The organism is Burkholderia sp. BCC1998 (assembly GCF_905339875.1).
Taxonomy (GTDB): domain Bacteria; phylum Pseudomonadota; class Gammaproteobacteria; order Burkholderiales; family Burkholderiaceae; genus Burkholderia.
The window spans coordinates 58235-82919 of record NZ_CAJPHE010000027.1; the positions used below are offsets into that span (position 1 = coordinate 58235).

Below are 24685 nucleotides of genomic sequence, written 5' to 3' on the forward strand. Positions count from 1 at the left end.
GTCAACCCATCCGGCATGATCAACCGCAACGGAAACACGGCCGGCTTCGCCGCGGCCGGTACACTTGGCGACATGAGCCACTTTCGCATCACCTATGACGGGCCGGCACTCGAATCGTCCGAAATGGACGTGCGGGAACTCGCCCCCGCCCTTCTCGCCGTCGGCGACTTGCTCGAGGCCTCGGCCAAGGCGCTCTGCGGAGACCAGGTTCGGCCACAGGTGAACGTCCGGGGCAGCTTCAAGACCGGCAGCTTCGGCATCGACTTCACGCTCGCGACCTCGCTCCTCGGCAGAATGCGCGACATGCTGAGCGGCAGCGAAGGCGCGGCACTCGCCAATGCCGTCACGATTCTGACCGCGCTCGGCATTGCCGGTCCGAAAGTCGGAAAGGGCCTGTTCGCGGTACTCAAGTGGTTGCGCGGCCGCCCGATCCAGCGCGTTCGGATGAACGAACGCACCGCCGTGCTGCACGTCGATGGCGAAACGCTCGAGATCGAACTGTCCGTCCTCACCCTGCTGCGGGACGTGAGTGTCCGGGAGGCGACCACCCGTGCGCTCATGCCGCTTTCGCGCGACGGCGTGACGATTTTCTCGGCCGGCACCGACACGGACGTGTTCGAGACCGTCACCCGGGACGAGGTCGACTGGTTCCGCGTACCCGAGCAAGCCAACGTACCGATCCTCGACGAGCATCGCAAGATGGCGTTTTCGATCGTGTCGCTCGCGTTCAAGGACGACAACAAATGGCGTCTCTACGACGGTGCCGCCACGATCCACGCCGCGATCACCGATGCGAATTTCCTGACGCGCGTGGACAACAACCAGATCAGCTTCAGCAAGGGCGACGTACTCGTCTGCAGCGTGCGCGTACAGCAGTGGCAGACCGCCGACGGAGCCAAGACCGAATACGAGGTCACGAACGTCCTCGAGCATCGTCCGGCCGCGCGGCAAATCCAGTTGCCCGGCCTTTGACCGGCATGCCGCGCTCGTGAATCATGCGCTGCATGCCATCGAACCCGCTCTCGAACGCGCTCCGACCATGCCCCCTGCGATCCGCCTGCGCCCGGCGTCTGCCGCCGACCTGCCGTTCCTGCTGAGGCTGCGCCGGCTCACGATGACCGAGCATCTGCAACGCGTCGGCGCGCCCACCGACGACGCAGCGCACCACCAGCGCATCGTGGCGAATTTCGACGATGCGATGATCGTCTGCGAAGGCACGGATGCCGATGCCGACTCGATCGGCTTGCTGAAGGTGACGCGCGCCGCCGGCGAATGGCACGTCCACCAGATCCAGATCCTCCCGTCGCGACAGGGCCGAGGCATCGGCGAAGCCGTGCTGCGCGAACTGCTGAGCGAAGCCGCGCGCGAGCCCGTGCCCGTATCGCTCAGCGTGCTGCACGGCAACCCGGCGCGGCGCCTCTACGAACGGCTCGGGTTCCGGCTCCTTTCCGAAACGGACAGCAGCGCGAACCTGATATGGCACGCATGACGCCGCGCGGCCCGGCCAGCCACTCACGTAGCGCACCGGACGCCGCCGACGCAGCCCCCCGCCGCACACCTCGCAAAAAAACACGGGCCCTCCCGCCGGGAGGGCCCGCTTGCAGACCGTCCAGCCGGACGATCAGTCGTCGTCGCGGCTCGCCACCTTCTGCGTCACGCCCCTGAGCTTCGGATACGGCTGCGATCCCATCATGCCCTTCCACAACACGCGGTTGAACTGATCCGCCGGCACCTCGTCGGCATCGTCGAAATCGAACTTCGCCGTCACCTTCGCCCAGTACGCCGCGTCATGCTTCGGCGTGACGTCCGGCCCGGCCGCGTAGTGCAGCAGGTTCTCGCCCGCCCCGTCGGCCAGGCGCAGCCCGGTGCCCTTCAGCGCCGTCGACGCGACGGCCGTGTAGGTCCACGACGCCGGGCCGTGCACGTCGAACACGTCGGTCATCGGCCGCTGGTACGCGGTATTCAGGTTCATGTGCTGCGTGCCGAGCACGTCCTCGATGGTGCGCAGCGCATTGACCTGGCTGTAGCGCGTCCGGATCACCGCGCCCTGCTTCACGTACGGCCCGACGATGTACGCGGGCCCGCGATGCGAATCCACGTGGTCGGGGCCGTCCTGCACGTCGTCCTCGGTCACGACGATCAGCGTGTCGTTCGCATACGGGCTCTTCGCGACGGCTTCGACCAGCCGGCCGACCGCCAGGTCGTTGTCCGCCTGCTGCGTCTCCGGCGTGTTCACGCCGGCGAGCGCCGTGCCGAACGCCCCCATGTGATCGTGCGACAGGCGCACCAGCGACAGCGTCGGCAGGTTGCCGCCCGCGACGTACTGGTCGAACTCGCGTTTCCACTCGTCGAGGCGCCACTGGTCCGGATAGTTCTGGTCGAAGCCGCGGAAATACACGTCCGTCATCGACGCGAGCCGCGGGTCGAGCGCCGCGGCCTGGACGACGCCGGCCGCGCGCGGATCGACGATCGGGTTCGCGGCCGTGCCGATGCTGCCGACGTTGTTCACGAGGAAGCCGTAGTTGCGTACCGTGCCGCCGCCGGCCAGCACCGCGTCGAAGATGTAGCCGCGCTGGCGGCCGAACGGCGCGTCGGACGACGCATGGTTGCCGGTGCCGGGCAGCAGGTTCGCCGCGCCGCCCGGCAGGGCGGCGGCCGCGTTGCTGTAGTTCGTGGTGCCGGCCGGGCCGGCCGCCGCATCGCGCTGCTGCACCGTCTCCCAGTTCACCGGCACGTTGCGGTTCGTGCCTTCGCTCTCGTACGACAGGCCGCGATTGACCGCCGCGTAGTTGATCTGCTGGGTGATCGTCTCGGTGTTGGTGACGCGCCCCTGCAGCGCCCACGACCAGCCGTCCATGCTGCCGTCGCCCGGGTTCATGAAGTTGTCGAGCGTCACGAACTGGCTCGCCAGGCGATGGAAGTTCGGCGTGATGTTCCGGCCGAACTGGGCGAGCTTCGGATCGCCGTTGGCGCCGTTGCCGATGTCGCCGAGCACCTGGTCGAACGTGCGGTTCTCCTTCACGACGTAGATCACGTGCTTGATGTGACGGCGCAGGAAGCCCATCACTTCGTTGTCCCTGTCGTTGTCTTCCGGGCGATAGAAGTTGTTGCGCGCGGCCTGCTGCGTCAGCGTCGGCAGCTCGTGGGCCGCCGGTACCGGCGCGCTCACGAGCGACGCGCGCTCGAGCTGGAACTGGTATTCGTTCGACGCGCGCGACGCGGCGGCCTGCGCCGGCGTCGCGCCGAACAGGTGGTCCGGGTTCGGGCCGGTGGTGCTCTTGCCGTTCACCACGTACATCCACGTGCCGTCGGCGCTGAACGTCACGTCGTGCGGCTCGAACGCGGTCGGAATCAGGCCGGTGACGCGATACGCGCGCTCGCCGACGAGCGGGATCACGGCGATTTCGTTCGCGCCGGCATTGGTCGCATACAGCGTGCGGCCATCGCGCGACAGCGTGACCGCGTACGTCGCCGCGCCCGTGTGCGCCTGGCCGTGCGCCAGCACGCCGGCCGGCGCGCGCGCGTCGATCCGGGTCACGACCGCGTTGGTGTTCGTATCGATCACCGCGACCTGGTCGGCGTTGTCCTGCGCGACGAACAGCCTCGATTGCGACGCGTCGAGCGTCATGCCGAGCGCATTGCCGTCCAGCTTGATGCGCTTGAGCAGGCGGCCGCGCGACGGCGACGACACGTCGATCGCGACGATCTCGCGATCGCGATCCGACGACACGTACGCGACGCCGTTGCCCTTCATCACGACCGCGAACGGGAACGTGCCGCCGGCGTCGCCGCTGCGGCCTTCGTTGCCGGAGAAGAACGGCCGCAGGTCGTGCTCGTAGCGCACGTTGCGGGTCGCGGTATCGATCACGCTGATCGAGTCGTTGTAGTTGTTCGCGACGACGAGCGTCTTGCCGTCGGCCGACAGCGCGAGCCCGGCCGCGTTCGGCTGCACGCGAATGCCGACGCCCTTGCCGGCGTGGCCGAGCGCGATCGTCGTCGACAGCGCCCATGCGCCGCCCTGCTGCGCGTAGACGTAGACCGCATCGTCGCTGCCGCCGGTCGCATAGAGCGTGCTCCCGTCATGCGAAAACGCCAGGCCGACGAACGCGTTGGTCTGCTGAAGCACCTGCCTGAGCACCGGGCGCGTCTTGTTCGCGCCCGCGACGTCGTACAGGAAGATGAATTGCGTCGAGGCCGCGGTGTCGACCGAACCGTCCGGCTTGTACAGCGAGTTCTGGCCGGCGGTGATGATCGCCAGCGTCTTGCCGTCCGGGCTCAGTTGCGAGCGCACGGCTTCTCCCGCGACGAAATGCGGATAGGCCGGCAGTCCCGGATTCAGGAATTGCTGGACTGCGCCGCGCACGGCGAGCGGCGTGACGAACTGACCGCTCGGCACGCGGGCGGCATCGGCGGCGTCGAAACCGTCCGCATGCGCGTGCGACGCAAGCAACACGGCCGACATGACGGCTCCGAGTCGGAGCGCGCGCTTGACCTGGCTATTTTTCATAGGAATCCTCTGTACTGATGGGGCGATTACCGTCTGACGTGTCCGGCATGATCCTGGCGTTGTCTGCCCATGTCGCACGGCGGCGAGGGCTCTTGCCAATCGATCGAGTGCATTGCGTCGACGATCGCCGACGTGCCTGCATTACATCGCCGCCCAATGTCAAGCGGATGACCGGCTCCGTTGCGGGCCGGCTTCTTACACATCGTTACAGCGAAGGCACTTCGATGACAGCCATCGTGGTGTCATCGTGGCCTTGAGGCCTCGCCCTCAAGGCGTCCACCGGTAAACGGTGATGCTGTTCCCTTTCACGTTGTTCTTCGTCACCACGTACTCGCCGTTCGCACGACGGTATGCGCGCACGCTGTACATCGCATCGATCGCGCTGCTGGTATCCACGGTCGCCGGGCTCGCGTTGACGAGCGTCGTGTCGAGATTGCCGGTGTCGAGATTGAATGCGTCGATGTTCGGCCACAGCGGCCCGCTGCTGCTGAACCAGTAGCCGACGAACAGGTGGTTGCCGGCCGCATCGATCGACTTCGCGCCGCTGTGCGGCAGCGTGATCACCGGGTTCGGCTTCATCGTGTTGCCCGCGCGCCAGCCGTGATACACCTCGATGCGCGTGCCGATCGACGTCCAGTCGGTACTGCCGACGACGCCCTGCGCGAGCACCATCGTGTCGCTGTCGGCGAGATAGACGATGCGCGTGAGCGGCTGGATGCTGGCCGGCACCGGCGTCGGCACGCCGGGCCCCCATGACGGCTTGCCGCTCGCATCGAAACCGGCCAGCGGATAGTGATAAATGGCGCCGGTCTTGTCGAGGCCGGCCCATACGCCGCCGTTGCTGTCGAGGCTGAAGCCGGCCGACACGCGCCGGGTCGTGTTGAACGCGGGCCCGGGGATCGATCCGTCCGGAATCGCGACGTAGCCGTTGGCCGCGTTGAAGTGGAAGAAATAGTAGACCGGCGGATTCTGCCCCGCCGCGACGAGGATCCGGTTCGCGCCGACCGACGTCAGCAGCCCGAAGTGCTCGTCGCGCTGCGTGTCGCCCATATTGATGCGCGGATCCGACGGATACGTGAAGGGATCGACGGTGTTCGCGACGAAGGTGCCGCCCGCGGTGCCGCTGTAGACGTGCGTGGCGCTGTAGAACAGCGCGCCGTCGGTGACCGGGTCCGGCGCGGCGATGCCTTCGAAGTTCAGCGACTGCAGCGTCCACCGCAGGCTGCCGGTGCTGCCGTACGCGTGAATGTCGGTCGCGCCGTTGCGGCCGAGATCCCAGCTGCCGCCCCACGAGTTGTTGAGTACATACAGGTTGCCGGCCGTGTCCTTGCCGATGCCGGCCACGCGGGTGAAGCGCTGCGCGCCGACTTGCCCCTTGGTGCCCGTCGTCGTGTCGAGATAACCGCCGCGCACGCCGAACGTGCCGGCCAGCGCGGGCCGGCCCGCGACGGTATAGCGCTTGATGTTCATGTCGGGGCCTTCGTCGCCGACCATCAGCTGCCCCGTCGCCGCATCGAAACAGAGCGCAGACGGCTGCGACCCGGCGGCCAGCCGGATCGTGTTCAGCAGCGCACCGGCCGGGCTGAACTCGACGACCGCGCCCGCGCTCTTCTGCGCGACCCAGACGTTGCCCGCACCGTCGACGGCGAGCGCGCCCGGCGCCGATACGCCGATGTCACGCTGCCACACGCCGTCGGTCGTAAACACCCGCACGCGATTGCCGTAGAAGTCGCTCGCATAGAGCAGCGAGCCGGCCGTGGCGAGCCCGGTGACGACGTCGATGCGCGGCTGGTCGGTCGCCGCCGTGACCTGAATCAGCTTGTCGCGGAACCGCGTCGCGCGGTTGTAGCGCCCGACCGCGCCGCTGCCGTATCCGTTGCCGGGCTGCAGCGCGACGAACAGCGACGTCGCGTTGCCCGTGATCGCGCTGCCCTGGAATTCGGAATGCGTGCCGATCGAGCCGGCGCTCTTGCCGTTCTGGTAGATCGCGACGCCGCCCTCGTCCTCGTCCCACATCGACGCGGTGTAGATCACGCCTTCGGGCGCGACCCACATCGAACGCGCGACGTTGCCGACGTGCGCGGCGAGCGTGCCGTACGTGTTCGCCAGCCAGTCGGTGGTGTTGCCCGCGTATCCGGCCGGCGCAATCGTGGCGATCGCGGCGGCGAGCAGCACGGCCTGAATCGGTTTTCCGGCGACCATGGCTGATGCTCTCCTGAATGGTGGAATCATTCACATGATGGGGCGGCCGGATGGTTTGAAATCGGCAGTGCGTAAATACTGCCGCCTAAATCATCCGGTGCAGTCGGTATTACATCGCGCGCGCATTCGATAATCGGCTGCAGCGAGAATAGCGTTATATAAATCGAAAAAAATTGCGGACCGCGGGCGCAGACGGCGCGCGCGATTGCGCGAGAGTGAATGACCACTTACGCGCGTACCTTGATATCGAGGAAATACGGCGTTCGCCGAGGGGAATATCACCGCGGGTCGGAATGCGGCGTATCGGGAATGGGGAGGTTTTTCGGCGAATCGGGAAAATCGCCGGAGGCAGGTAAAAGAACGACTGCTGGCGGGTATTGCCGGCAGGTATTGCCGGCAGATATTGCACCGGCCTGTATCCAGGTCGAATCCAGGCCGGTGCAGATCATTTCATTTGAAACGGGGAAATCACGCGGACGTTGCCGTCTCCCGCACTTCCGCCTGCCTGATCTCGCCGCCGCCGTCCGGATCCGTGTCGTCGCGCGAATCGCCGAGCTGGCCTTCCCACTTCGCGACCACCGCAGCCGCGATCGAGTTGCCGACCGCGTTGGTCGCCGAGCGCCCCATGTCGAGGAACATGTCGACGCCCATGATCAGCAGCAGTCCGGCTTCCGGCAGATGGAACTGGCCGAGCGTCGCCGCGATCACGACGAGCGATGCGCGCGGCACGCCCGCCATCCCCTTCGACGTCACCATCAGCATCAACAGCATCGTGATCTGCGTGCCGAGCGGCAGGTCGATCCCGTACACCTGCGAGATGAACAGCACCGCGAACGTGCAGTACATCATCGAGCCGTCGAGGTTGAACGAGTACCCGATCGGCAGCACGAAGCTCGAGATCCTGCGATTCACGCCGAACCGGTCGAGCGCATCGAGCAGCTTCGGATACGCGGCCTCGGAGCTCGCCGTCGCGAACGACAGCAGGAACGGCTCGCGGATCAGGCGGATCAGCGTGAACGCGCGCTTGCCGAGAAACGCGACGCCGGCGAGTGTCAGCACGCCCCACAGCAGCGCCAGCGCCAGGTAGAAGCTCGCCATGAACTTCGCGAACGTGAGCAGGATGCCGAGCCCTTCCGTCGTGATCGTCGACGCCAGCGCCGCGAACACCGCGACCGGCGCGAACCACATCACCGCGCCCGTCACCTTGAGCATGACCTGCGCGAGATCGTCGATCACGCCGGTCAGGCGCTTGCCGGCGTCGCCGAGCGCGGACAGCGCGGTGCCGAAGAAGATCGAGAACACGACGATCTGCAGGATCTCGTTGTTCGCCATCGCCTCGGCGATCGATTTCGGCACCAGGTGGACGACGAAATCCTTCAGCGTGAATGCGCCCGTCTTCAGGTTCAGCGCCGCATCGGCGGCCGGCAGCGGCAGGCTCAGGTGACTGCCCGGCTTCAGGATCGTCGCGGTGATCAGGCCGAGCAGCAGCGACGTGAACGACGCGATGAAGAACCACCCGAACGCCTTCACGCCGACGCGGCCGACCGACCCGCTGTCGCCCATCTGCGCGATGCCGACCGTCAGCGTCGCGAAGACCAGCGGCGCGATAATCATCTTGATCAGGCGCAGGAACACGTCGGACAGCAGCGACACGTAGCCGGCGACTTCCCTGGCCATTTTCGGGTCGGGAAACGCGCTATGACAGGCGTAGCCCACGGCAATGCCAAGCACCATCGCGATGACGATGTACTTGGTGATGTTGTGCTTCTTCTTCATTAGCAATCCAAATTACAGAACGGGTGTTTCCAACGGCAGGTCGATCGCCGGCATTGAAACGGGGATGGAATTCCGCGAGCGCGGTGCGCGCCGTTTTCGAATGCCGGAGCCCGTCCGTGGGTATGGCCACGGCGAACAGGGGAGGCATTCTATCGCAAACGCCGGACAATCTTTCAAATCTGAAAGCTAAGGGCGGAACGCGACGCGCGGAACTAGGCGGAGTGAGCCTTCGCCGGTCTGGGGCTTCGGGCTTCGGGCTTCGGGCTTCGGGCTTCGGGCTTCCAGCTTCGGGCTTCGGGCCGGGGGCCGGTAGCCAGTGCGCCGACGGGCGGCGCCCCGGCTTCGATCTTCGGGCACCGTCGCGCCCGCCCGTCAGTTCGGCCTTGCGCGGGGCGTCGGCGAGCCCGCGGCGTGACGCATCACGCCGGCGACGTGCCGGGTCGCGGCATGAACCGGCACAGGCACAGCGGCACCACGACCAGCGCCGCGCCGGCGAGAAACGTGGCCGACGCGCCGAAACGCGCCCACAGCGCGCCGGCGATGCTGCTCGCGAGCAGCATGCAGATGCCGCTCACCAGGTTGAACACGCCGAACGCGGTCCCGCGCAGCGTGGCCGGCGAGGTTTCCGACACCATCGCGGCGAGGATGCCCTGCGTGAAGCCCATGTGCAGCCCCCACACGGCCACGCCGGCGAACATCGAGAGCGTCGACGTGCCGATGCCGAGCAGCAGGTCGGCCGCGATCAGCAGCACCATGCCGGCCGCGAGCAGCACGCGGCGATCGAGCCGGTCCGACAGGATGCCGACCGGCCAGGCGGACGCCGAATAGGCGACGCTCATCGCGACCATCACGCCCGGGATCCATGCCGCATCGAGCCCCGTCTGCTGCGCACGCAGCACCAGGAATGCCTCGCTGAAGCGCGCGAGCGTAAACGTCGCGCCGGCCGCGACGACGAACCAGTAACCGCGGGGAAACTCGCGCAGCGCGTTCCAGCGCAACGGCGAGCGAAAGCGCCGGTCCGGTTTCGACTGCTCGGGCTCCCGTACGCCGAAGACGATCAATGCGATCGCGACGAAGGCCGGCACCACGGCGAACCACAGCACGGTCCGGATGCGGTCCTCGAACCAGAGCATCAGCACGATCGCGAGCATCGGCCCGAGAAACGCGCCCACGGTATCCATCGACTGACGCAGGCCGAAGCAGGCGCCGCGGATTTCGGGCGGTGCGACGTCGGCCACGAGCGCGTCGCGCGGCGCGCCGCGAATTCCCTTGCCGACGCGGTCGAGCAGACGGGCCGTCACGACCACGGCCGGCGTGGACGCCAGCGGAAACAACGGCTTGGTCAGCGCCGCGAGGCCATAGCCGATCAGCAGCAGCCCCTTGCGGCGCCCGAGCCAGTCGCTGATCGCGCCGGAGAACACCTTGACGATCATCGCCGTCGCTTCGGCCGCCCCTTCGAGCACGCCGAGCGCGGCGACGCTCATGCCCATCGTCGACACCAGATAGATCGGCAACAGCGCATGGATCAGTTCGGACGACAGGTCCATGAAGAGGCTCACGAGGCCCAGGGCCCACACGGTCCGTGGAATCGCAGGCTTGCCGGCAATCGGGGTTGGAGCGCTCATGATCGATCTGCATCGAGGTTGCGGGCGGTGCGACTTGCCACGGGGTTCCCTGTCCCGACAGGACAGGCGCGCCGCGGCGCGGGAACACGTCAGCGCCGGTAATCGGCACACCGCGCGGCAGGACTCGCGTGACTGTGCCGACTGCCCGGGCCGTCCGCGACCTCGACACGCGGCGCGGCCGCTGCCCGTTCCGTCAGGCCGCGCACGCCGGCAGTATCCGACCGCTTCGTGACACCGACCGTGACGAGATGCCACGGCCGCCGGAAGATTTCAGGATACAGCGCGCCATGCCAGACCGGCACGCGCGCCGCCCCGCCGGTCACCACCTCGTAGTCGGATCGACAGACTCGCAATACCGAACGGTTCGATGACCGTGCCGGATCAATCCCGACGAACCTCCCCGCGCGACGCGCCCCGCTGGCGCTTCAGTCGCCGTCATTGCCTGGCCGCACGCCGTGCTCGTCCGGATCCGGCACGAACGCATCCTTCGGCGTCAGCAAACATCAGACAAAAACAAGAATCCCGGTTATCGCGCAACACTTGTTGACCCTTACTTCCTTTCAAATGATAATGCGTCGCGTTTCGAGATTACGAATCATTACACAGGGCAGGTTGGGAAATGAAACACGTGTTGCACCCGGCGCGACGGGCCATTCTGGCCGCCATCGCGTGCCAGCCGATCATGGTCGGCGCGGCCTTCGCACAGGAAAACGCAAGTGCACCGACCGGCACGGCCACCGACGTGTTGCCGGCGGTATCGGTGAACGCCAGCGCGCTCCGCGATCCGGGCGAAGGCTACAACCCGACGAACGCGGTCAGCGCCACCAGGATCGACGCGCCGCTGCGCGATATCCCGCAGACGGTGAACGTGGTCACGGCCGAAGTGATGCGCGACCAGCATGCGAACTCGCTGCAGGACGTGCTGAAGAACGTCGCGGGCGTCGGGTTCTCGACCGGCGACGGCCAGCGCGACCAGGTCACCATTCGCGGCTTCTCCGCGATTGCCGACCAGTTCGTCGACGGCATTCGCGACGATGCCCTGTATTTCCGGGATCTCTCGAACGTCGACCGGGTGGAAGTGGTCAAGGGCCCGGCTGCCGTTCTTTACGGCCGCGGATCGTCAGGTGGACTGATCAATCGCGTGACGAAAAAACCCGGGATCGACGTGACCAACTTCGGGATCAGCTACGGTTCGTGGGCCGATCGCCGGGTGGAGGCCGACGTCGGGCGCGTCCTCGCGAACGGCGCGGCCGCCTTCCGGATCACCGGGGCACACGAGGAAGCGAAGAGCTATCGCTCGCAACAGTTCCTGAATCGCACGGCGGTCGCGCCGTCGTTCGAGTTTCGCATCGCGCCGAAGACGACGGTCCTGCTGCAGGCGGACTACCTCGAAGATCGTCGCGTGACGGACTTCGGCATTCCGGCCTATCACGGACGACCGGTCGACGTGCCGGCATCCGCGTATTACGGCGCGGCGAACGCCGGCGACGTGGACTATACGCGATCGCGGGTCTATTCGAGTACCGCGACGATCAAGCACGAGTTCAACGACCAATGGTCGATCCGGAACGCCACCCGCTACTATCACTACTCGCTCGACCGGAACAACACGCTGGTCGGCAGCGTCAACGAGGCGGCCCGGACGTTCACGCTGAATCACGGCAACGTCTATCGCGAGGAACACGGCTGGTTCAACCAGACCGATCTCACGCAGAAGGCCACGCTGTTCGGCATGAAGCACGAGTTGCTGTACGGGATGGAATTCGGCCAGCAGAACAAGGATCTCGTCAGCTACTCGGCGCCCGTCACCGGCGCGAACGGCAAGCCGATGAATTTCGACCTGTTCGCGCCCGCCCTTCCGACGCTGCCGCTGCACACGTCGACCACGCCGACGGCCAACAACCTCGGCATCTTCAAGACCCTCGGGTTCTACACGCAGGACCTGATCAGCTTCAACGAGCAGTGGAAGGCGCTGCTCGGCATCCGCTACGATCGCTTCGAGCAGGAGACGCTCGACCGCCGTCCGAAGCAGCCGGGCCTGTCGCGCACCGATACGGCGTGGAGCCCGCGCGTGGGTCTCGTCTGGCAGCCCACCCGAACGCAGTCGTACTACGTGTCGTGGAGCCGCTCGTTCCAGCCTTCCGGCGAAGCGTTCTCGCTGGCGGCCAACAATGCCGAACTCGCTCCGGAAACCACGACCAACACCGAGATCGGCGCGAAGTACGACTGGCTCGGCGGCAAGGCCACCACGACGATCTCGGTGTTCCGGCTCGACCGCAGCAACATCAAGGTCGCCAATGCAAGCAACACGGCGCTGATTCCGATCGGCGAGCAGCGGACCGACGGCGTGGAACTCAGCGGGGCTGCGGAACTCGGCCACGGCTGGCGCGTGCTCGCGGGCTATGCCTACCTCGATGCCACCGTCACCCAGTCGACGGCCGCGTTGCAGGGCAAGCGCGCCACCCTGACCCCGCGCCACTCCGGCAACCTGTGGCTCACCAAGAATCTCGGCAGCGGCTTCGGCGTTGGCGGCGGCCTGAACCTCGTCGGCGCGCGCATGGCCGATCCGCAGAACACGGTGACGCTGCCGGGTTACGTGACGGCCGACATGATGGCCTGGTATGCGCACGGGCCGATGTCGCTCCAGTTGAACCTCTACAACCTGTTCAACAAGGGCTACATCGTGTCGGCCCACGGCTCGAACCCGAACCTCAACATGCCGGGGGCGCCGCGCAGCGTCATGGCGACGTTGCGATACGAGATGTAGAAGCGGCGCAGTCCCGACGAGGCGTGCCGGGCGGATCGACGACCGTCACCGACCGCCGCCTCGGCAATACCGGATCACAAGCGTCCTGATCCGCGTGACGGCGCGCGGACGGCGTACATCGTCCGGCAAATGCGTTCGTCGGGAATGCACCGGCGTGGCGGGGCCGGTTGATGCAAGCGACGCGGTCGGCACGCGCATCGCCCCGATCCTTCGTGCCGTCCGCCGCGCGTTCAATCTGCTGCAGCCGTACGCGCGACTTCGCGCATACCTCGACTTCAAGCCCGCGTCAGCTTCGCATGCCGCCGCGCGCGGTCGTTCACGATTTGATGGCGCCGGTGATCCGTCATCTTCTTCCAGTCGCGCGCTTCGTCGCGCGTTCGCAGGCATGCCACGCAATAGCCGGTGCGACCGTCGAACGAACACACGTCGACGCAAGGGGACTTGACCGCCATGCTCATCGCCCTCGCGTCGCGGGCACGACTTCGACGGTCACGTGCGACAGGTTCCTGAACCGCTGCAGCACGCCGTGATAGAAGCGCGCATCGCGCTGCCGATCGTCCGTCACCACCGACACGACCGCGCTCATGTGTCCCGGCCCGAGCCGCCACACATGCAGGTCGCCGACCCGGTCGCCCGTGCCTTCGATCGCACCGCGCACGTTGTCCGTCAGGCGGCGATCCGAATTCATGTCGAGCAGGATCCCGCCCGTATCGCGCATCAGGCCGTACGACCAGTTCGCGATCACCAGCGCGCCGATGATGCCGGCCAGCGGATCCATCCAGACCCAGCCGAACGCCCGCGCGAGCAGCAGCCCGACGATCGTCAGGACGGAGACGGCCGCGTCGGCGATCACGTGGATGTACGCGGAGCGCATGTTGTGATCGCGCGCCGCCGCCGCGGACGTGCCGTGGTCGTGCTCCTCGAACGCCAGTTCGTGCTCGCGGCCGTTCAGCCGGACGATCGCGTTGAATTCATGCGGCTCGGGAATGGCTTCGGTCGACTCCAGATAGCCGCCGCGACTTTGCATCGCGAACACCTGACGGCTGCCGTCCGGGCGGATCGTCGTCACCGACACCGCGCTCGCATCGACGAGCTTCGTCTCGTGCGTCGCAGGCGCGACGCGGAACACCGGCGGAACGCCCTCCTCGAACACCGACACGACGAATACGCCCTGCTGATCGAAGATCTGGTGCGCTTCCTGTTCGTGGTCGTGCGCGTGACCGTCATGATCGTCATGACCATGCCCGTGATGATGACCGTGATGATGACCATGACCGTGGCCATGATGGTCACCGCTCAGCAGCCACACGCTCGCGATGTTGACGAGCAAACCGGCAACCGCGATCGGAATCGCCTCGCCGAAATGAATCGGGACCGGGGCGAGCAGACGTGCGACCGCCTCGTACCCGATCAGCAGCGCGATCATCGCGAGCACGATCGCGCTCGTGAAACCCGCGAGATCGCCGAGCTTGCCCGTGCCGAACACGAAGCGCGGGTCGCGCGCATGCTTGCGCGCGTAGGTATAGGCGAGCGCGGCGATCAGCATCGCGCCCGCGTGCGTCGACATGTGCAGGCCGTCCGCGATCAGTGCCAGCGAACCGAACAGGGACCCGCCGACGATCTCCGCCACCATCATCGCCGCGCACAGCGCGATGACCATCCAGGTCCGGCGTTCGTTCTGCTCGTGCGCGGCGCCGAGAAAGATGTGGTCATGCCCTGCGCCGAAGGCGTCATTGCTGAAGCTGTTCATTCCGCCTCCGGTTACTTGAAGTAGCTGTGCACGACTTCGATCAGCTGTTCGGTCGCGCTGCCTTCGTCGTCGTGACCTTCGGCGTCGACCAGATGGCTACGGATGTGATCCTCGAGCACGACCGCGAGCAGGCCGTTCATTGCGCCGCGACCGCTCGTGATGAGGCGGAGGATTTCGTTGCAACCGCGCTCGTCCTCGAGCGCGCGTTCGATCGCTTCGACCTGCCCTTTGATCCGGCGGACACGGTTCAGCAGCTTCTGCTTTTCCTGGATGGTGTGGCTCATGGTGATCCCTTCATATACCGGGGGGGACTATATATCAAATCGCGTTTCCATATAGTGGGAGGGGGTATTTGCCGGAAAAAACCAGACGAATGACGCGCGCCTCGCAGGCCGCCCGGCCACCAGTCACCGCAGCCGCCGCCAAAGTTAACTTGTAGAAGTCGTAACGTATGAGTAGCATTTGCTACATGAATTCACTCACGACCTGGTCGCTCCTCGTGCTGACCCTTCCCACGCAGAACGCGACGGCGCGCATGCGGTTCTGGCGCGCGCTCAAGGCAAAAGGCTGCGCGGTGCTGCGCGACGGCGTCTACCTGCTGCCCCAGTCGGAAGCGCATGAACGGATGCTGCGCGAGCTCGCGGACGCGATTGCCGACAGCGGCGGCAGCGCTCACCTGTTGCGCGCGCCGAGTCTCGATGCGTCGCAGGAGCGGGAATTCCGCGCGCTCTTCGATCGCGGCGAAGACGACGCCGCCTTTATCCAGGCCCTTGCGGACGCCCGCAAGACCCTCGCCGGACAGTCGGCCTCGGAACTGACGCGCTTGCTGCGCCGCATGCGCAAGGATTTCGACGCCATCCGTGCGATCGACTATTTCCCGGGCGACTCGGCCACCCGCGCCGAAGTCGCGCTGCAGGATTTCGTCGCGCTGGTCGACACCGTGCTGTCGCCGGGCGAACCGCACGCCGCGGACCGCGCGATCCGGCCGCTGGCGATCGGCGAATTTCAGGGCCGCACCTGGGCGACGCGGCAGCGGATGTGGATCGATCGCGTCGCCAGTGCCTGGCTGATCCGCCGCTTTATCGACGCACGCGCCCGCTTCGTCTGGCTCGCGTCGCCGGCGGATTGCCCGGCCGACGCGCTGGGCTTCGATTTCGACGGCGCGACGTTTACGCATGTCGGCGAGCGCGTGACGTTCGAGGTGCTGCTGGCGAGTTTCGGGCTCGACAACGACCCCGCGCTGATGCGGCTCGGCGAAATCGTGCATGCGCTCGACGTGGGCGGCCCCGCGGCGCCCGAAGCGATCGGCTTCGAGGCCGTGATGGCCGGCACGCGCCAGCAGGCAGAGAACGACGACCGGTTGCTCGAGCAGATGGGCGCCGTGCTCGACGCCCTGTACGCACACTTCACGTCGAACGGCAAAAACCACACCGCGGCCAGATCATGACCACTTCCCTCGCCACCACCGAACCGACCTACTCGCTTGGCCAGCTGGTCGCCTACATGCTGCGTCTCGGCACGTTCGGCTTCGGCGGGCCGGTCGCGCTCGCAGGCTACATGCGTCGCGACCTGGTCGAACGTCGCGGCTGGATCACGGAAGCCGACTACAAGGAAGGGCTCACGCTGGCCCAGCTCGCACCGGGGCCGATGGCGGCCCAGCTCGCGATCTATCTGGGCTTCGTGCACTACCGCCTGCTCGGTGCGACGCTCGTCGGCTTCGCGTTCGTGCTGCCGTCGTTCCTGATGGTGGTTGCGCTCGGCTTCGCGTACTCACATTTCGGCGGGCTGTCCTGGATGCAGGCCGTCTTCTACGGCGTCGGCGCCGCGGTGGTCGGCATCATCGCGATGAGCGCCTACAAGCTCACGACGAAAACCGTCGGCCACGACAAGCTGCTCTGGGCGATCTTCGTCACGCTTGCCGCCGTGACCTTCATCACGGAATCGGAAATCGCATGGCTGTTCGTGGTCGCGGGCCTGGTCGGCTGGCTGTGGCGTGCCCCGCCCAAGTGGCTGCAGCGCGGCGGGCTGAACGCGGTTGCCGCCGCCAACCTGCCGGCAGCCAGCGGCATATTGAGCGGCATCGACCTGCCGCAGCTCGTTCAGATCGGCGCGTTCTTCATGAAGGCCGGCGCGTTCGTGTTCGGCTCCGGGCTGGCGATCGTGCCGTTCCTTTATGGCGGCGTCGTCACCGAACATCACTGGCTGAACGACAAGCAGTTCGTGGATGCCGTGGCGGTCGCGATGATCACGCCCGGCCCGGTCGTGATCACGGTCGGCTTCATCGGGTATCTGGTGGCGGGCTTCCCGGGCGCACTCGTCGCCGCACTCGGCACGTTCCTGCCTTGCTATCTGTTCACGGTCATCCCCGCGCCTTACGTGAAGAAGTACGGGCACCGTCCGGGCGTCAAGGCGTTCGTCGACGGCATCACCGCCGCAGCCGTCGGGGCGATCACCGGCTCCGTCCTCGTCATCGCGAAACGCTCGATCGTCGACCTGCCGACCGCGCTGCTCGCGGTCGCGACCGTGCTGCTGCTGTGGCGTTTCAAGAAGTTGCAGGAGCCGGTCGTCGTCACGGCTGCCGCGCTCGTCGGGCTCGTGGCCTACCCGCTGCTCCATCATTGAGCCGCATTGCCGGGAGGCGGCCATGACGCATCGGACGACGTTCGTCCGCCATACAGGAGGCGTGCCGTGAAATGGATTACGCGCGAACGGCCGAAGGTCGACCGCATCGCATGTCCGTGGCTGATTGCGCGGTTCATCGACGATGCGCCGGAATTTCTCTACGTCCCGGGTCCGGACGTCCTGCGACTGGCGGACGAAACGGGCGCGGTGCCCTACGACGTGCCGGGCGTCGAGCTGGGCCACCATGGTGAACGCTGCAGCTTCGATGCGTTTCTCGACCGGTACCGGCTCGACGCCCCGGCGCTGCTCAAGCTCGCCGCGATCGTGCGCGGCGCCGATACCGGACGGCTCGATCTTGCGCCGGAATCGGCCGGGCTGTACGCGATCTCGATCGGCCTGTCCGGACACTTCGCCGACGATCACGAGCAACTGCGGCACGGCATGGTGATGTACGACGCGCTCTACGCGTGGTGCCGGCGTGATGCACGTCCCTAGCAGCCGCCGCGCGTCGACGCTCGCCAGCCGGATGCTGCCGGCGGGCGCGGACAAGGCCGCATGGCTCATCCTCGCCAGCCGCGGCATGCGCGGTTTCTGCGATGGATTCATTGCCGTGCTGCTGCCCGCGTATCTGCTGTCGCTCGGGCTGTCGCAACTGGATGTCGGCCTGATCGGCACCACGACGTTGACGGGTTCCGCGATCGCGACGATCGCGGTCGGCATGCTCGCGAGCCGCTTCACGCAGCGCCGCATGCTGACGCTCGCGGCGGCACTGATGGCGGCGACGGGCATCGGCTTCGCGAGCGTCTCCACGTGGTGGCCGCTGTTCGTCGTCGCCTTCGCCGGCACGCTCAATCCGAGTTCCGGCGACGTCAGCGTGTTTCTGCCGCTCGAACAGTCGCGCCTGGCGCAAGCCGCCGACGGCGACGCTCGCACGGCGCTGTTCGCCCGCTACAGCCTCGTCGGCGCCGTATCGGCAGCGCTCGGATCCCTCGCGGCAGGCCTGCCGATCGCGGTTGCGTCACATACCGGAATCTCGACGCTGGGCGCGATGCGCGGCATGTTTCTGGTCTATGCGGCCACCGGTGTCGTCGTCTGCATGCTGTATCGGCGGCTGCCGCGCCAGGCAGTTCGCGCTGCGCAGGCAGCGCCCCCGCTCGGCCCGTCACGCCCGATCGTCGTGCGGCTGGCGATGCTGTTCAGCGTCGACGCATTCGCGGGCGGTCTCGTCGTCAACTCGCTGCTGTCGCTGTGGTTGATGCAGCGCTTCGGGCTCTCGATCGCGGCTGCCGGCCAGTTCTTCTTCTGGGCGGGCCTGCTCTCGGCCGGCTCGCAGCTCGCGGCCGCGCCGCTGTCGCGCAGGATCGGCCTGCTGAACACGATGGTGTTCACGCATATTCCGTCGAGCGTCTGCCTGATCGGCGCCGCGCTCGCGCCGTCGTTGCCGCTGACGTTGACGCTGTTGCTGATGCGAAGCGCGCTGTCGCAAATGGATGTCCCGACCCGAACCGCCTATGTGATGGCGGTCGTCACGCCGGCGGAGCGACCGGCAGCGGCCAGTTTTACATCCGTCCCGCGCAGCCTCGCGGCCGCTGTCGCGCCGACCTTGGCCGGCGGCCTGTTCGGTCTCGGCTGGCTCGGTGCGCCGCTGGTCGCATGCGGCGCGCTGAAGATCGCGTACGACCTTTCGCTGCTCGCAGCGTTTCGCCACGTCGAACCGGACGACGGCCGGGCACGGTAAGCGCGGCCACGGTCGAACAGCAGACGAGCGGGGGAACCATGCAAAGCGATGCCGCCGCCGTGCCAATGCGGTGGCGGCCGTCGCGGGAGGCAATCATGAAGGATCCTGGACGCTGGCGCTACGGCCTGCCGCTGCTCGTCGCGCTATTAGGCGGGCTCGGCACGTCGGGCCTGCCGATTCACCGGGTCTTCGCCGCGGGCGAAGGCGCCTCGACCGGCGCCCTGCCGCTGAAGCATGTCGCGGACATCGCGTTGCCGGGCCGCGCGACACGACTCGACTACGCAAGCCTGGACCCGAGCCGCAACCTGCTCTTCATCGCTCACCTCGGCGACGGCGAAGTGATCGCTTTCGATACGCATGCATCGCGCGTGACCGCCCGGATCGCGGACGTATCGTCGGTACATGGCGTGCTTGCCGTGCCGGCGCTGTCGCGCATCTACGCGTCTGCGACCGGCTCCGACGAGATCGTCGCGATCGACGCCGCGACGCTGAAAATCGTCGCGCGCATGCCGGGCGGGCATTATCCCGACGGCATGGCCTATGCGGCCGACGCGCACAAGCTGTACGTATCCGACGAATACGGAAAAACGGAGACGGTCATCGATGTCCGGAGCAACCGGCGCGTCGCGACGATCCCGCTCGACGGCGAGGCCGGCAACACGCAGTACGACCCGGTTTCCCGACACATCTTCGTGAACGTTCAGACGCGGCGCCAGCTCGTCGAAATCGATCCGGCGACGGACCGTGTCGTCGACCGGTTCGACTTGCCGGGTGCGAAAGGCAATCACGGATTGCTGATCGAGCCGCGCGCCGGCCTCGCCTTCATCGCGTGCGAGGACAACGACGCGCTCCTCGTCTTCGATATGCGCGCACGGCACGTCGTCCGCACGTTCGACCTCGGCGGCGGCCCGGATGTGCTGGCGTTCGATTCGGCGTCGGACGTGCTCTATGTTGCGGGTGAAGCCGGCATCGTTTCGATGTTCAGCGTCCGGGGCCGGAGCGTTGCCAAGATCGGTGAAGGCCGGCTCGGGCCGAACGCGCACGTCGTCGCTGTCGATCCGGGCACGCATCGCTCGTATTTCCCGCTGAAGGATGTCGGCGGCCGGCCGGTGCTGCGCGTGATGGAAGCCGCGAGCGTGGCAAAGCCGGCCGGCCCGGTGCCGCCGGGTGCAGGAACGTAACGGGCGAGCATGATCGGCGGCATCCGTCGTCGCGCAGTATCTCGTCCGGTTCGATTTGACACGATCGGCAGCCTGTCGGTTGTCGGCGCCGCCGCCGCGCGTCAGGCCGAACCGATTCTCGCCGCACGCCGCCCACGATCCGGTCGCGGCGTTCTCCGTCGAACGAAAACACGTCGCGCTCGGCCAGGCCGATCGTTGCCCGCCGGCGGGACGACGCATCGCCCCGCCGGCCGACGCTCGCCGGACGCATTCGCCCGGCTGCCTGTTACCGGTCGTACTCGAAGGCCTCGGTGAAGAGCGTGTCGACCGGGTCGGACCAGCTCAAGTTCACGAACGAGAAGTCCGCGCTGCCCGTCCAGCCGGCCACCGACGGGAACGCGACGCCCTGGTCGCCCGGCACGTTGAGCGTGACCGAGGCGCCCGGCTGGACCGGCGACGCCGATGCCGAACCGTTGACGAACGTCGCCGCCGGCTGCCCGGCCGCGGTTGCGCGAATCTGCACGTTGCCGCGTTTGACGAACGGCAGACCCGATTTCGACGTCCAGCCCAGCGGGAAAGTCGCGCCGCCCGCGAACGTGTTGGCCGAGCCCGGCGTCAGCTTGTCGCGCGTGGACTGCGCCAGATCGTGCCACGCGTACTGGCGCAGCGCATCGGGCGACGGCGACGGCGTACGCAGCCGGACCGTGTAGTGCCGGGCCGGCGTCGACGTGTTGCCGTTCTGGTAGATGTCGATCGTATAGGCGCTGAACGGCTTGATGTCGGCCAGTTCCGCGGTGCTCAGTTGCGGCTTCGCCCATGCGGTATTGTTGCGCGGCGCGTCGCCGGGCCACGTGAACAGGCCCTGGTTGGCCGGGTCCTGCGCGACGCCGGCCAGACGGAAGTTGTTGCGGCACTGCGGATTCTTCGCCAGTGCGGCGAGTTGCGCCGGCGTCTGCCCGCTTGCGATCTGCGCGCGGATGTTCAGCGTGTCGCAGGTCCCGCTCGACGGCTGGAGAAACACGCCGTTGCGCAAGCCGGGGCCGTTGACGATCGCGAAGTCCACCGCGGTGCCGGCCGCGTCGACGGCACCCACCTGCAGGTTGAGCGAATCGACGAACGCATTGGTCCCCGTCGACGGATTGGCCGGATTGAGCCAGTCCCACTTCTGTGCGTTCGCATTGACCTTGCTCAGCACCGCGCGCTGATTGCCGACCACGCGCCAGCCGGTATCGCCGTTCGCGAGACTGCCCGCCCGCACCGCAAGCTGTACATGCTGCTGCATGCCGTCGCGAATCCCGTCGCTGCGCGTCCACGCGAGCTTGACCCACATCGTGTCGCTGGCAACGACGCGGATGACTTCCGGCAGGCTGAAGCTCGCGTTGTTCATCGCATCGTCGGCCACGATGCCCGGCGTGCCGCCTGCCGGCGCGCCGAACTCCTGGTCGACCGACATCCCGTTGTTGAGGTACGCGGAAGGCACGCCTGCATTCAGCGCGCCGGACGCGACGTCGTCGACGAAGATCCGGCCGCATGCCGATACGCTGCCGCCCGTGCGCGCAGCGCCGGTCGAACCGGCGAAGCACTGGTTGAGCGCGCTCTGCAATGCCGCCAGATCGCTGGCGCTCGGCAGGTTCGACACCACCGCGCCATTGATGGTCGCGGCGGCCGGCAGGCTGGCCTTGTCGCTCGCCTGCGGCGCGACGCCGGGCGCGAGCTGAAGCTGCACCGGCGTATCGCTGGACGCGCCCGCCACCGAGCTGATCTGGACGCCGCCATCCGGCAGGACGTTGATCTTGATCTGGTCGAGCAGCCGGTCGAGACCCGGCGCGCCCGCCGTCAACGGGCCGGAAATCAGGTCGACGCCCGCATTGCCGGTGGCGGCCAGCAGGTCGGCCAGCGCCGACGAATAGGCCTGCACCGTGCTGGCGACGGCCTGGGCCGTGACTTTGCTTTGCAGCAAACCGGTGTCGGCCAGCAGCTTGGTCGGGTTGTCGCCGACGATCGTGGCGGCGATCGCGTTCGTGATCGGCGTGATGTTGATCGTCTGCGTGCCGGCCGTGGCGCTGAGTGCGATCAGCGTGGCCTGCGAGTCGGCGACGTTGCCGTATGCGGACAACGCGAAAGGCGCGGTCAGGCCGGTCACCGTGCAATGAAACGCGCCGGTCGACGCATCGGCCGGGCAGTCGACCGCTTTGCCGGTCGCATCGACCAGTTTCACGGTGGCGGCCTGCATCGCGGCGCCGGCGGCCGCGACCCCGCTGACCGTCTGCGCGGCGGGCGGTGCGGGTGGCGAGGAGGAATCGCTGCCGCCGCCACAAGCCGACAGGACAAGCACTGCAATACCGGATACGACAGGTGTGAGTTTCATTGCGTTTCCCCCGAGCCCCTTCTGGTTGATGCGTGTCACATACATTGCGCGTGCACGCTGAATGGCGAGGATTCTCGCAAAGACGATTTTCTCGATCATCATTCAGGTGGATGAAAATCGGGAAATAACAGGGCATGAAATGCAAATAACCTGTGTTAGCCTGAAAAAAATTCGGTATTCGAAGCAATATCGTCAGACAAAATCAGAATACGAAGATCGCGAAGCGACGGGGTGAACACATGCAACGAGACCAACTCATCGGGGACCTCTATGAGGCCGCGCTGCATCCGGATGGTTTTCTCGAAGTTTTTCACCGGGTATCCGAATCGCTCGGCGCAGACGTATTTCACATGTTCAGTTGGGACGTCGCGCGCAATGCCCCGAAATTCTCGATCTATTCGCCGCGCGCGGAATTCGACGAGATCATCGCGCTCTACGATCAGTATTACGGCGCGCTCGATCCGCGCCGCGGCTTCGTCGAAAACGCACCGCTCGGCGAATTCGTTTGTTGTCAGGATCACCTGACCGAGCGCGACGTCGAACGCAGCGAGTTCTTCCAGGACTATCAGATTCCGTCTGGATTTCGCTACCTGATGGGGATTCGCTTCGCGCGCCCCGGCAGCGACAACATTCTGCTCGGGTTACTGCGCGCGCACGGCCGCACACCCTATTCTTCAGAAGAACGCGCGACCCTGATCGGTATGGCCGGGCATCTGCAGCGCTCGATCAACCTGTGGCAAGACGCGCGAGTGCTGCATCGCGACGCCACGCTCGGCGCCGAACTGATGGAGGAGCTGGGCCTCGCCGTCTTTGCGCTGGACCGGCACGCGCGCGTCCAGTTCGTCAACCGGGCGGCCGAGTCGATGCTGCGCGCCACCACCTGCCTCAAGCTCGAGAACGGGCACCTGAGCGCGACGAGCGCGCCCCAGAACGAGGCGCTCAAGGCGGCGCTGGCGCGCGTCGCGAAGACCCGCAAGAGCGAGAGCCTTGCCCTTTCCGGTACGTTGGCCGCGGCGCACGAGATTTTTCTCGGCATCGCGGCATTGTCCGGACAGGCGCTCCATGCCACGTTCGGCGATGCGACGATACTGATCACGGTCAGGCGACGCAGCGGCGCCCCGCTCGTCGTCGCACAACAGCTTCGGCAATCGTTCGGCTTGTCGAGCGCCGAAGCCGCGGTCGCGGAAGCGTTGATCAGCGGCAAGACACCCGACGAATGTGCGGCGAGCGCCGGCGTGTCGCTTGCGACGGTTCGCAGCCAGTTGCGTGCGATCTATGAAAAGACCCACTCGCGGAATCAGGCTGAAGCGGTCGGTCGGATGCTGTGGGTCCTACCGCAACACGAGCGCACGAATTGATACGTCGAAAACGGCGAGCGGGGCAGCGGTCAAAACGCTTTGGCATTTTTTAAGCTTGTCGGTGGAGGACATACGCGTTCCTTGAGCAGGATCTTGGCTGAACCCGATGAGAATTCGTCGGAACTCGGTGGTGCTGCTCAATCATTGGCGGCTATACGATGGACGCGATACTTCCTCGTCCCATGCAATTTGCATGGTTCGTTAGCCCCGGCAAGTTTCACGGCCATTGTCGGGGCCTTTTTTGATTTCAGTTCCTGTCCCATTCGCTCGCCGACGCGGCCATGCCGACCTCCGATCGGCTGTCGCGACGCGCGACGGCGAGATGGCTGGTGTGCACACTCGCTGCACACATGCCGGCCATATTCCCGGTGTTTCAGGGCCGCTCCAATTGCCCCAATGGCGTCCGTTCCAGCAGGACGGCGAACAGATGAGTGTTCGGCCACGGCCAGCACGGCGGCCGGGGTGATTTGGTATGGGAGGTATCCGGAATTTCGTGTGTGAGGCGGGTTAAAACTCAGACTCCGATGCTGAGTCGTTCCGGGTAAAGCAATGCAAGCTGCGGCATCACGCTTCTCCAGGCGTGCCGGGAGCCTGTCCACTTGGCAACGACGTTGCGCAAGGCCAACCGGATCGGCACGAGCGCGTGCCGACATTTGCGCCTGCGGCGGATCCAGGCGTGGTGCGCGAGGCTGAGGGGGCGGACAGCACGTCTGGCGCACGGCTGGATCGGCCCGCGACTCACCATCGAACCGATGGAGCGCTGGCGGCGCGATAGCATGGCGTCGAACGCCAACTATTCGTAATACTTACGA

At 66.5% G+C, this 24685-nt stretch carries 17 protein-coding genes and 1 pseudogene; 9 read left to right on the top strand and 9 right to left on the bottom strand.

From position 1 onward, the window contains the following. The first annotated feature begins 15 nt into the window (after positions 1 to 15). Positions 16 to 972: a hypothetical protein gene (locus U5A56_RS32250; RefSeq protein ID WP_321926574.1), complete on the top strand. Its 957-nt coding sequence runs from the start codon at positions 16 to 18 to the stop codon at positions 970 to 972. Between the two features lie 67 nt (positions 973 to 1039). Continuing rightward, complete coding sequence (locus U5A56_RS32255) at positions 1040 to 1489, top strand: GNAT family N-acetyltransferase (RefSeq protein ID WP_321926576.1); 450 nt, start codon at positions 1040 to 1042, stop codon at positions 1487 to 1489. A 132-nt stretch (positions 1490 to 1621) separates the two neighbouring features. On the opposite strand, the gene U5A56_RS32260 is transcribed toward U5A56_RS32255, so the two are convergent. The 4 genes from U5A56_RS32260 to U5A56_RS32275 form a co-directional block, all read right to left on the bottom strand. Then, a complete protein-coding gene (locus U5A56_RS32260; RefSeq protein WP_415749247.1) occupies positions 1622 to 4507 on the bottom strand; it encodes a beta-propeller fold lactonase family protein in 2886 nt (961 codons plus the stop codon). Positions 4508 to 4774: 267 nt separating this feature from the next. Next, positions 4775 to 6709 carry an SMP-30/gluconolactonase/LRE family protein gene (locus tag U5A56_RS32265; RefSeq protein WP_321926580.1) on the bottom strand — a complete coding sequence of 645 codons (1935 nt, stop codon included), beginning with the start codon at positions 6707 to 6709 and terminating at the stop codon, positions 4775 to 4777. Between the two features lie 468 nt (positions 6710 to 7177). Beyond that, complete coding sequence (locus tag U5A56_RS32270; RefSeq protein WP_124487130.1) at positions 7178 to 8485, bottom strand: dicarboxylate/amino acid:cation symporter; 1308 nt, start codon at positions 8483 to 8485, stop codon at positions 7178 to 7180. Positions 8486 to 8904: 419 nt separating this feature from the next. Beyond that, complete coding sequence (locus U5A56_RS32275) at positions 8905 to 10110, bottom strand: MFS transporter (protein ID WP_044847510.1); 1206 nt, start codon at positions 10108 to 10110, stop codon at positions 8905 to 8907. 619 nt (positions 10111 to 10729) lie between these two features. On the opposite strand from U5A56_RS32275, the gene U5A56_RS32280 reads away from it, so the two are divergent. Beyond that, positions 10730 to 12877 (top strand): TonB-dependent siderophore receptor, encoded by a 2148-nt coding sequence (locus U5A56_RS32280; RefSeq protein ID WP_321926582.1) that lies wholly within the window; start codon positions 10730 to 10732, stop codon positions 12875 to 12877. A 275-nt stretch (positions 12878 to 13152) separates the two neighbouring features. On the opposite strand, the gene U5A56_RS32285 is transcribed toward U5A56_RS32280, so the two are convergent. Genes U5A56_RS32285 through U5A56_RS32295 form a run of 3 tightly spaced genes read right to left on the bottom strand, consistent with a single transcriptional unit; the run spans position 13153 to position 14911 of the window. Then, a complete protein-coding gene (locus U5A56_RS32285; protein WP_185500436.1) occupies positions 13153 to 13329 on the bottom strand; it encodes a DUF1289 domain-containing protein in 177 nt (58 codons plus the stop codon). Positions 13330 to 13331: 2 nt separating this feature from the next. Further along, complete coding sequence (gene dmeF / locus U5A56_RS32290) at positions 13332 to 14627, bottom strand: CDF family Co(II)/Ni(II) efflux transporter DmeF (protein WP_321926584.1); 1296 nt, start codon at positions 14625 to 14627, stop codon at positions 13332 to 13334. A gap of 11 nt (positions 14628 to 14638) precedes the next feature. Further along, positions 14639 to 14911: a metal/formaldehyde-sensitive transcriptional repressor gene (locus tag U5A56_RS32295; RefSeq protein ID WP_044847515.1), complete on the bottom strand. Its 273-nt coding sequence runs from the start codon at positions 14909 to 14911 to the stop codon at positions 14639 to 14641. 185 nt (positions 14912 to 15096) lie between these two features. Between U5A56_RS32295 and U5A56_RS32300 the strand changes: the two genes are divergently transcribed. The 5 genes from U5A56_RS32300 to U5A56_RS32320 all read left to right on the top strand — a co-directional run bounded on the left by U5A56_RS32300 (position 15097) and on the right by U5A56_RS32320 (position 20168). Then, positions 15097 to 16074, top strand: coding sequence for a chromate resistance protein ChrB domain-containing protein (locus U5A56_RS32300; RefSeq protein WP_321926586.1), 978 nt, complete (start codon positions 15097 to 15099; stop codon positions 16072 to 16074). Next, positions 16071 to 17249 carry a chromate transporter gene (locus tag U5A56_RS32305; RefSeq protein ID WP_321821032.1) on the top strand — a complete coding sequence of 393 codons (1179 nt, stop codon included), beginning with the start codon at positions 16071 to 16073 and terminating at the stop codon, positions 17247 to 17249. The genes U5A56_RS32300 and U5A56_RS32305 overlap by 4 nt, the downstream gene beginning before the upstream one ends. Before the next feature lie 66 nt (positions 17250 to 17315). Continuing rightward, on the top strand, positions 17316 to 17744 hold the full coding sequence (locus tag U5A56_RS32310; protein ID WP_044847518.1) for a chromate resistance protein ChrB domain-containing protein: 429 nt from the start codon (positions 17316 to 17318) through the stop codon (positions 17742 to 17744). Then, positions 17731 to 18987, top strand: coding sequence for an MFS transporter (locus U5A56_RS32315; RefSeq protein ID WP_044847519.1), 1257 nt, complete (start codon positions 17731 to 17733; stop codon positions 18985 to 18987). Before U5A56_RS32310 ends, U5A56_RS32315 begins: the two co-directional genes overlap by 14 nt. 95 nt (positions 18988 to 19082) lie before the next feature. Further along, positions 19083 to 20168, top strand: coding sequence for a YncE family protein (locus U5A56_RS32320; protein ID WP_321926588.1), 1086 nt, complete (start codon positions 19083 to 19085; stop codon positions 20166 to 20168). Between the two features lie 265 nt (positions 20169 to 20433). On the opposite strand, the gene U5A56_RS32325 is transcribed toward U5A56_RS32320, so the two are convergent. Further along, positions 20434 to 22515 (bottom strand): hypothetical protein, encoded by a 2082-nt coding sequence (locus U5A56_RS32325; protein WP_321926590.1) that lies wholly within the window; start codon positions 22513 to 22515, stop codon positions 20434 to 20436. Positions 22516 to 22754: 239 nt separating this feature from the next. Between U5A56_RS32325 and U5A56_RS32330 the strand changes: the two genes are divergently transcribed. After that, positions 22755 to 23873: a helix-turn-helix transcriptional regulator gene (locus tag U5A56_RS32330; RefSeq protein WP_321926592.1), complete on the top strand. Its 1119-nt coding sequence runs from the start codon at positions 22755 to 22757 to the stop codon at positions 23871 to 23873. Positions 23874 to 24387: 514 nt separating this feature from the next. Here U5A56_RS32330 and U5A56_RS32335 read toward each other — a convergent pair. Then, positions 24388 to 24516: pseudogene (locus U5A56_RS32335) on the bottom strand (IS256 family transposase); the annotation flags it as partial. Between the last annotated feature and the right edge of the window lie 169 nt (positions 24517 to 24685).

What these genes read in the sequence shown, in the direction of transcription:
- U5A56_RS32250 (WP_321926574.1), top strand. Translation starts at nt 16, where the DNA reads ATGATCAACCGCAACGGAAACACGGCCGGCTTCGCCGCGGCCGGTACA.
- U5A56_RS32255 (WP_321926576.1), top strand. Translation starts at nt 1,040, where the DNA reads ATGCCCCCTGCGATCCGCCTGCGCCCGGCGTCTGCCGCCGACCTGCCG.
- U5A56_RS32260 (WP_415749247.1), bottom strand. Translation starts at nt 4,507, where the DNA reads ATGAAAAATAGCCAGGTCAAGCGCGCGCTCCGACTCGGAGCCGTCATG.
- U5A56_RS32265 (WP_321926580.1), bottom strand. Translation starts at nt 6,709, where the DNA reads ATGGTCGCCGGAAAACCGATTCAGGCCGTGCTGCTCGCCGCCGCGATC.
- U5A56_RS32270 (WP_124487130.1), bottom strand. Translation starts at nt 8,485, where the DNA reads ATGAAGAAGAAGCACAACATCACCAAGTACATCGTCATCGCGATGGTG.
- U5A56_RS32275 (WP_044847510.1), bottom strand. Translation starts at nt 10,110, where the DNA reads ATGAGCGCTCCAACCCCGATTGCCGGCAAGCCTGCGATTCCACGGACC.
- U5A56_RS32280 (WP_321926582.1), top strand. Translation starts at nt 10,730, where the DNA reads ATGAAACACGTGTTGCACCCGGCGCGACGGGCCATTCTGGCCGCCATC.
- U5A56_RS32285 (WP_185500436.1), bottom strand. Translation starts at nt 13,329, where the DNA reads ATGGCGGTCAAGTCCCCTTGCGTCGACGTGTGTTCGTTCGACGGTCGC.
- dmeF (WP_321926584.1), bottom strand. Translation starts at nt 14,627, where the DNA reads ATGAACAGCTTCAGCAATGACGCCTTCGGCGCAGGGCATGACCACATC.
- U5A56_RS32295 (WP_044847515.1), bottom strand. Translation starts at nt 14,911, where the DNA reads ATGAGCCACACCATCCAGGAAAAGCAGAAGCTGCTGAACCGTGTCCGC.
- U5A56_RS32300 (WP_321926586.1), top strand. Translation starts at nt 15,097, where the DNA reads ATGAATTCACTCACGACCTGGTCGCTCCTCGTGCTGACCCTTCCCACG.
- U5A56_RS32305 (WP_321821032.1), top strand. Translation starts at nt 16,071, where the DNA reads ATGACCACTTCCCTCGCCACCACCGAACCGACCTACTCGCTTGGCCAG.
- U5A56_RS32315 (WP_044847519.1), top strand. Translation starts at nt 17,731, where the DNA reads ATGCACGTCCCTAGCAGCCGCCGCGCGTCGACGCTCGCCAGCCGGATG.
- U5A56_RS32320 (WP_321926588.1), top strand. Translation starts at nt 19,083, where the DNA reads ATGAAGGATCCTGGACGCTGGCGCTACGGCCTGCCGCTGCTCGTCGCG.
- U5A56_RS32325 (WP_321926590.1), bottom strand. Translation starts at nt 22,515, where the DNA reads ATGAAACTCACACCTGTCGTATCCGGTATTGCAGTGCTTGTCCTGTCG.
- U5A56_RS32330 (WP_321926592.1), top strand. Translation starts at nt 22,755, where the DNA reads ATGCAACGAGACCAACTCATCGGGGACCTCTATGAGGCCGCGCTGCAT.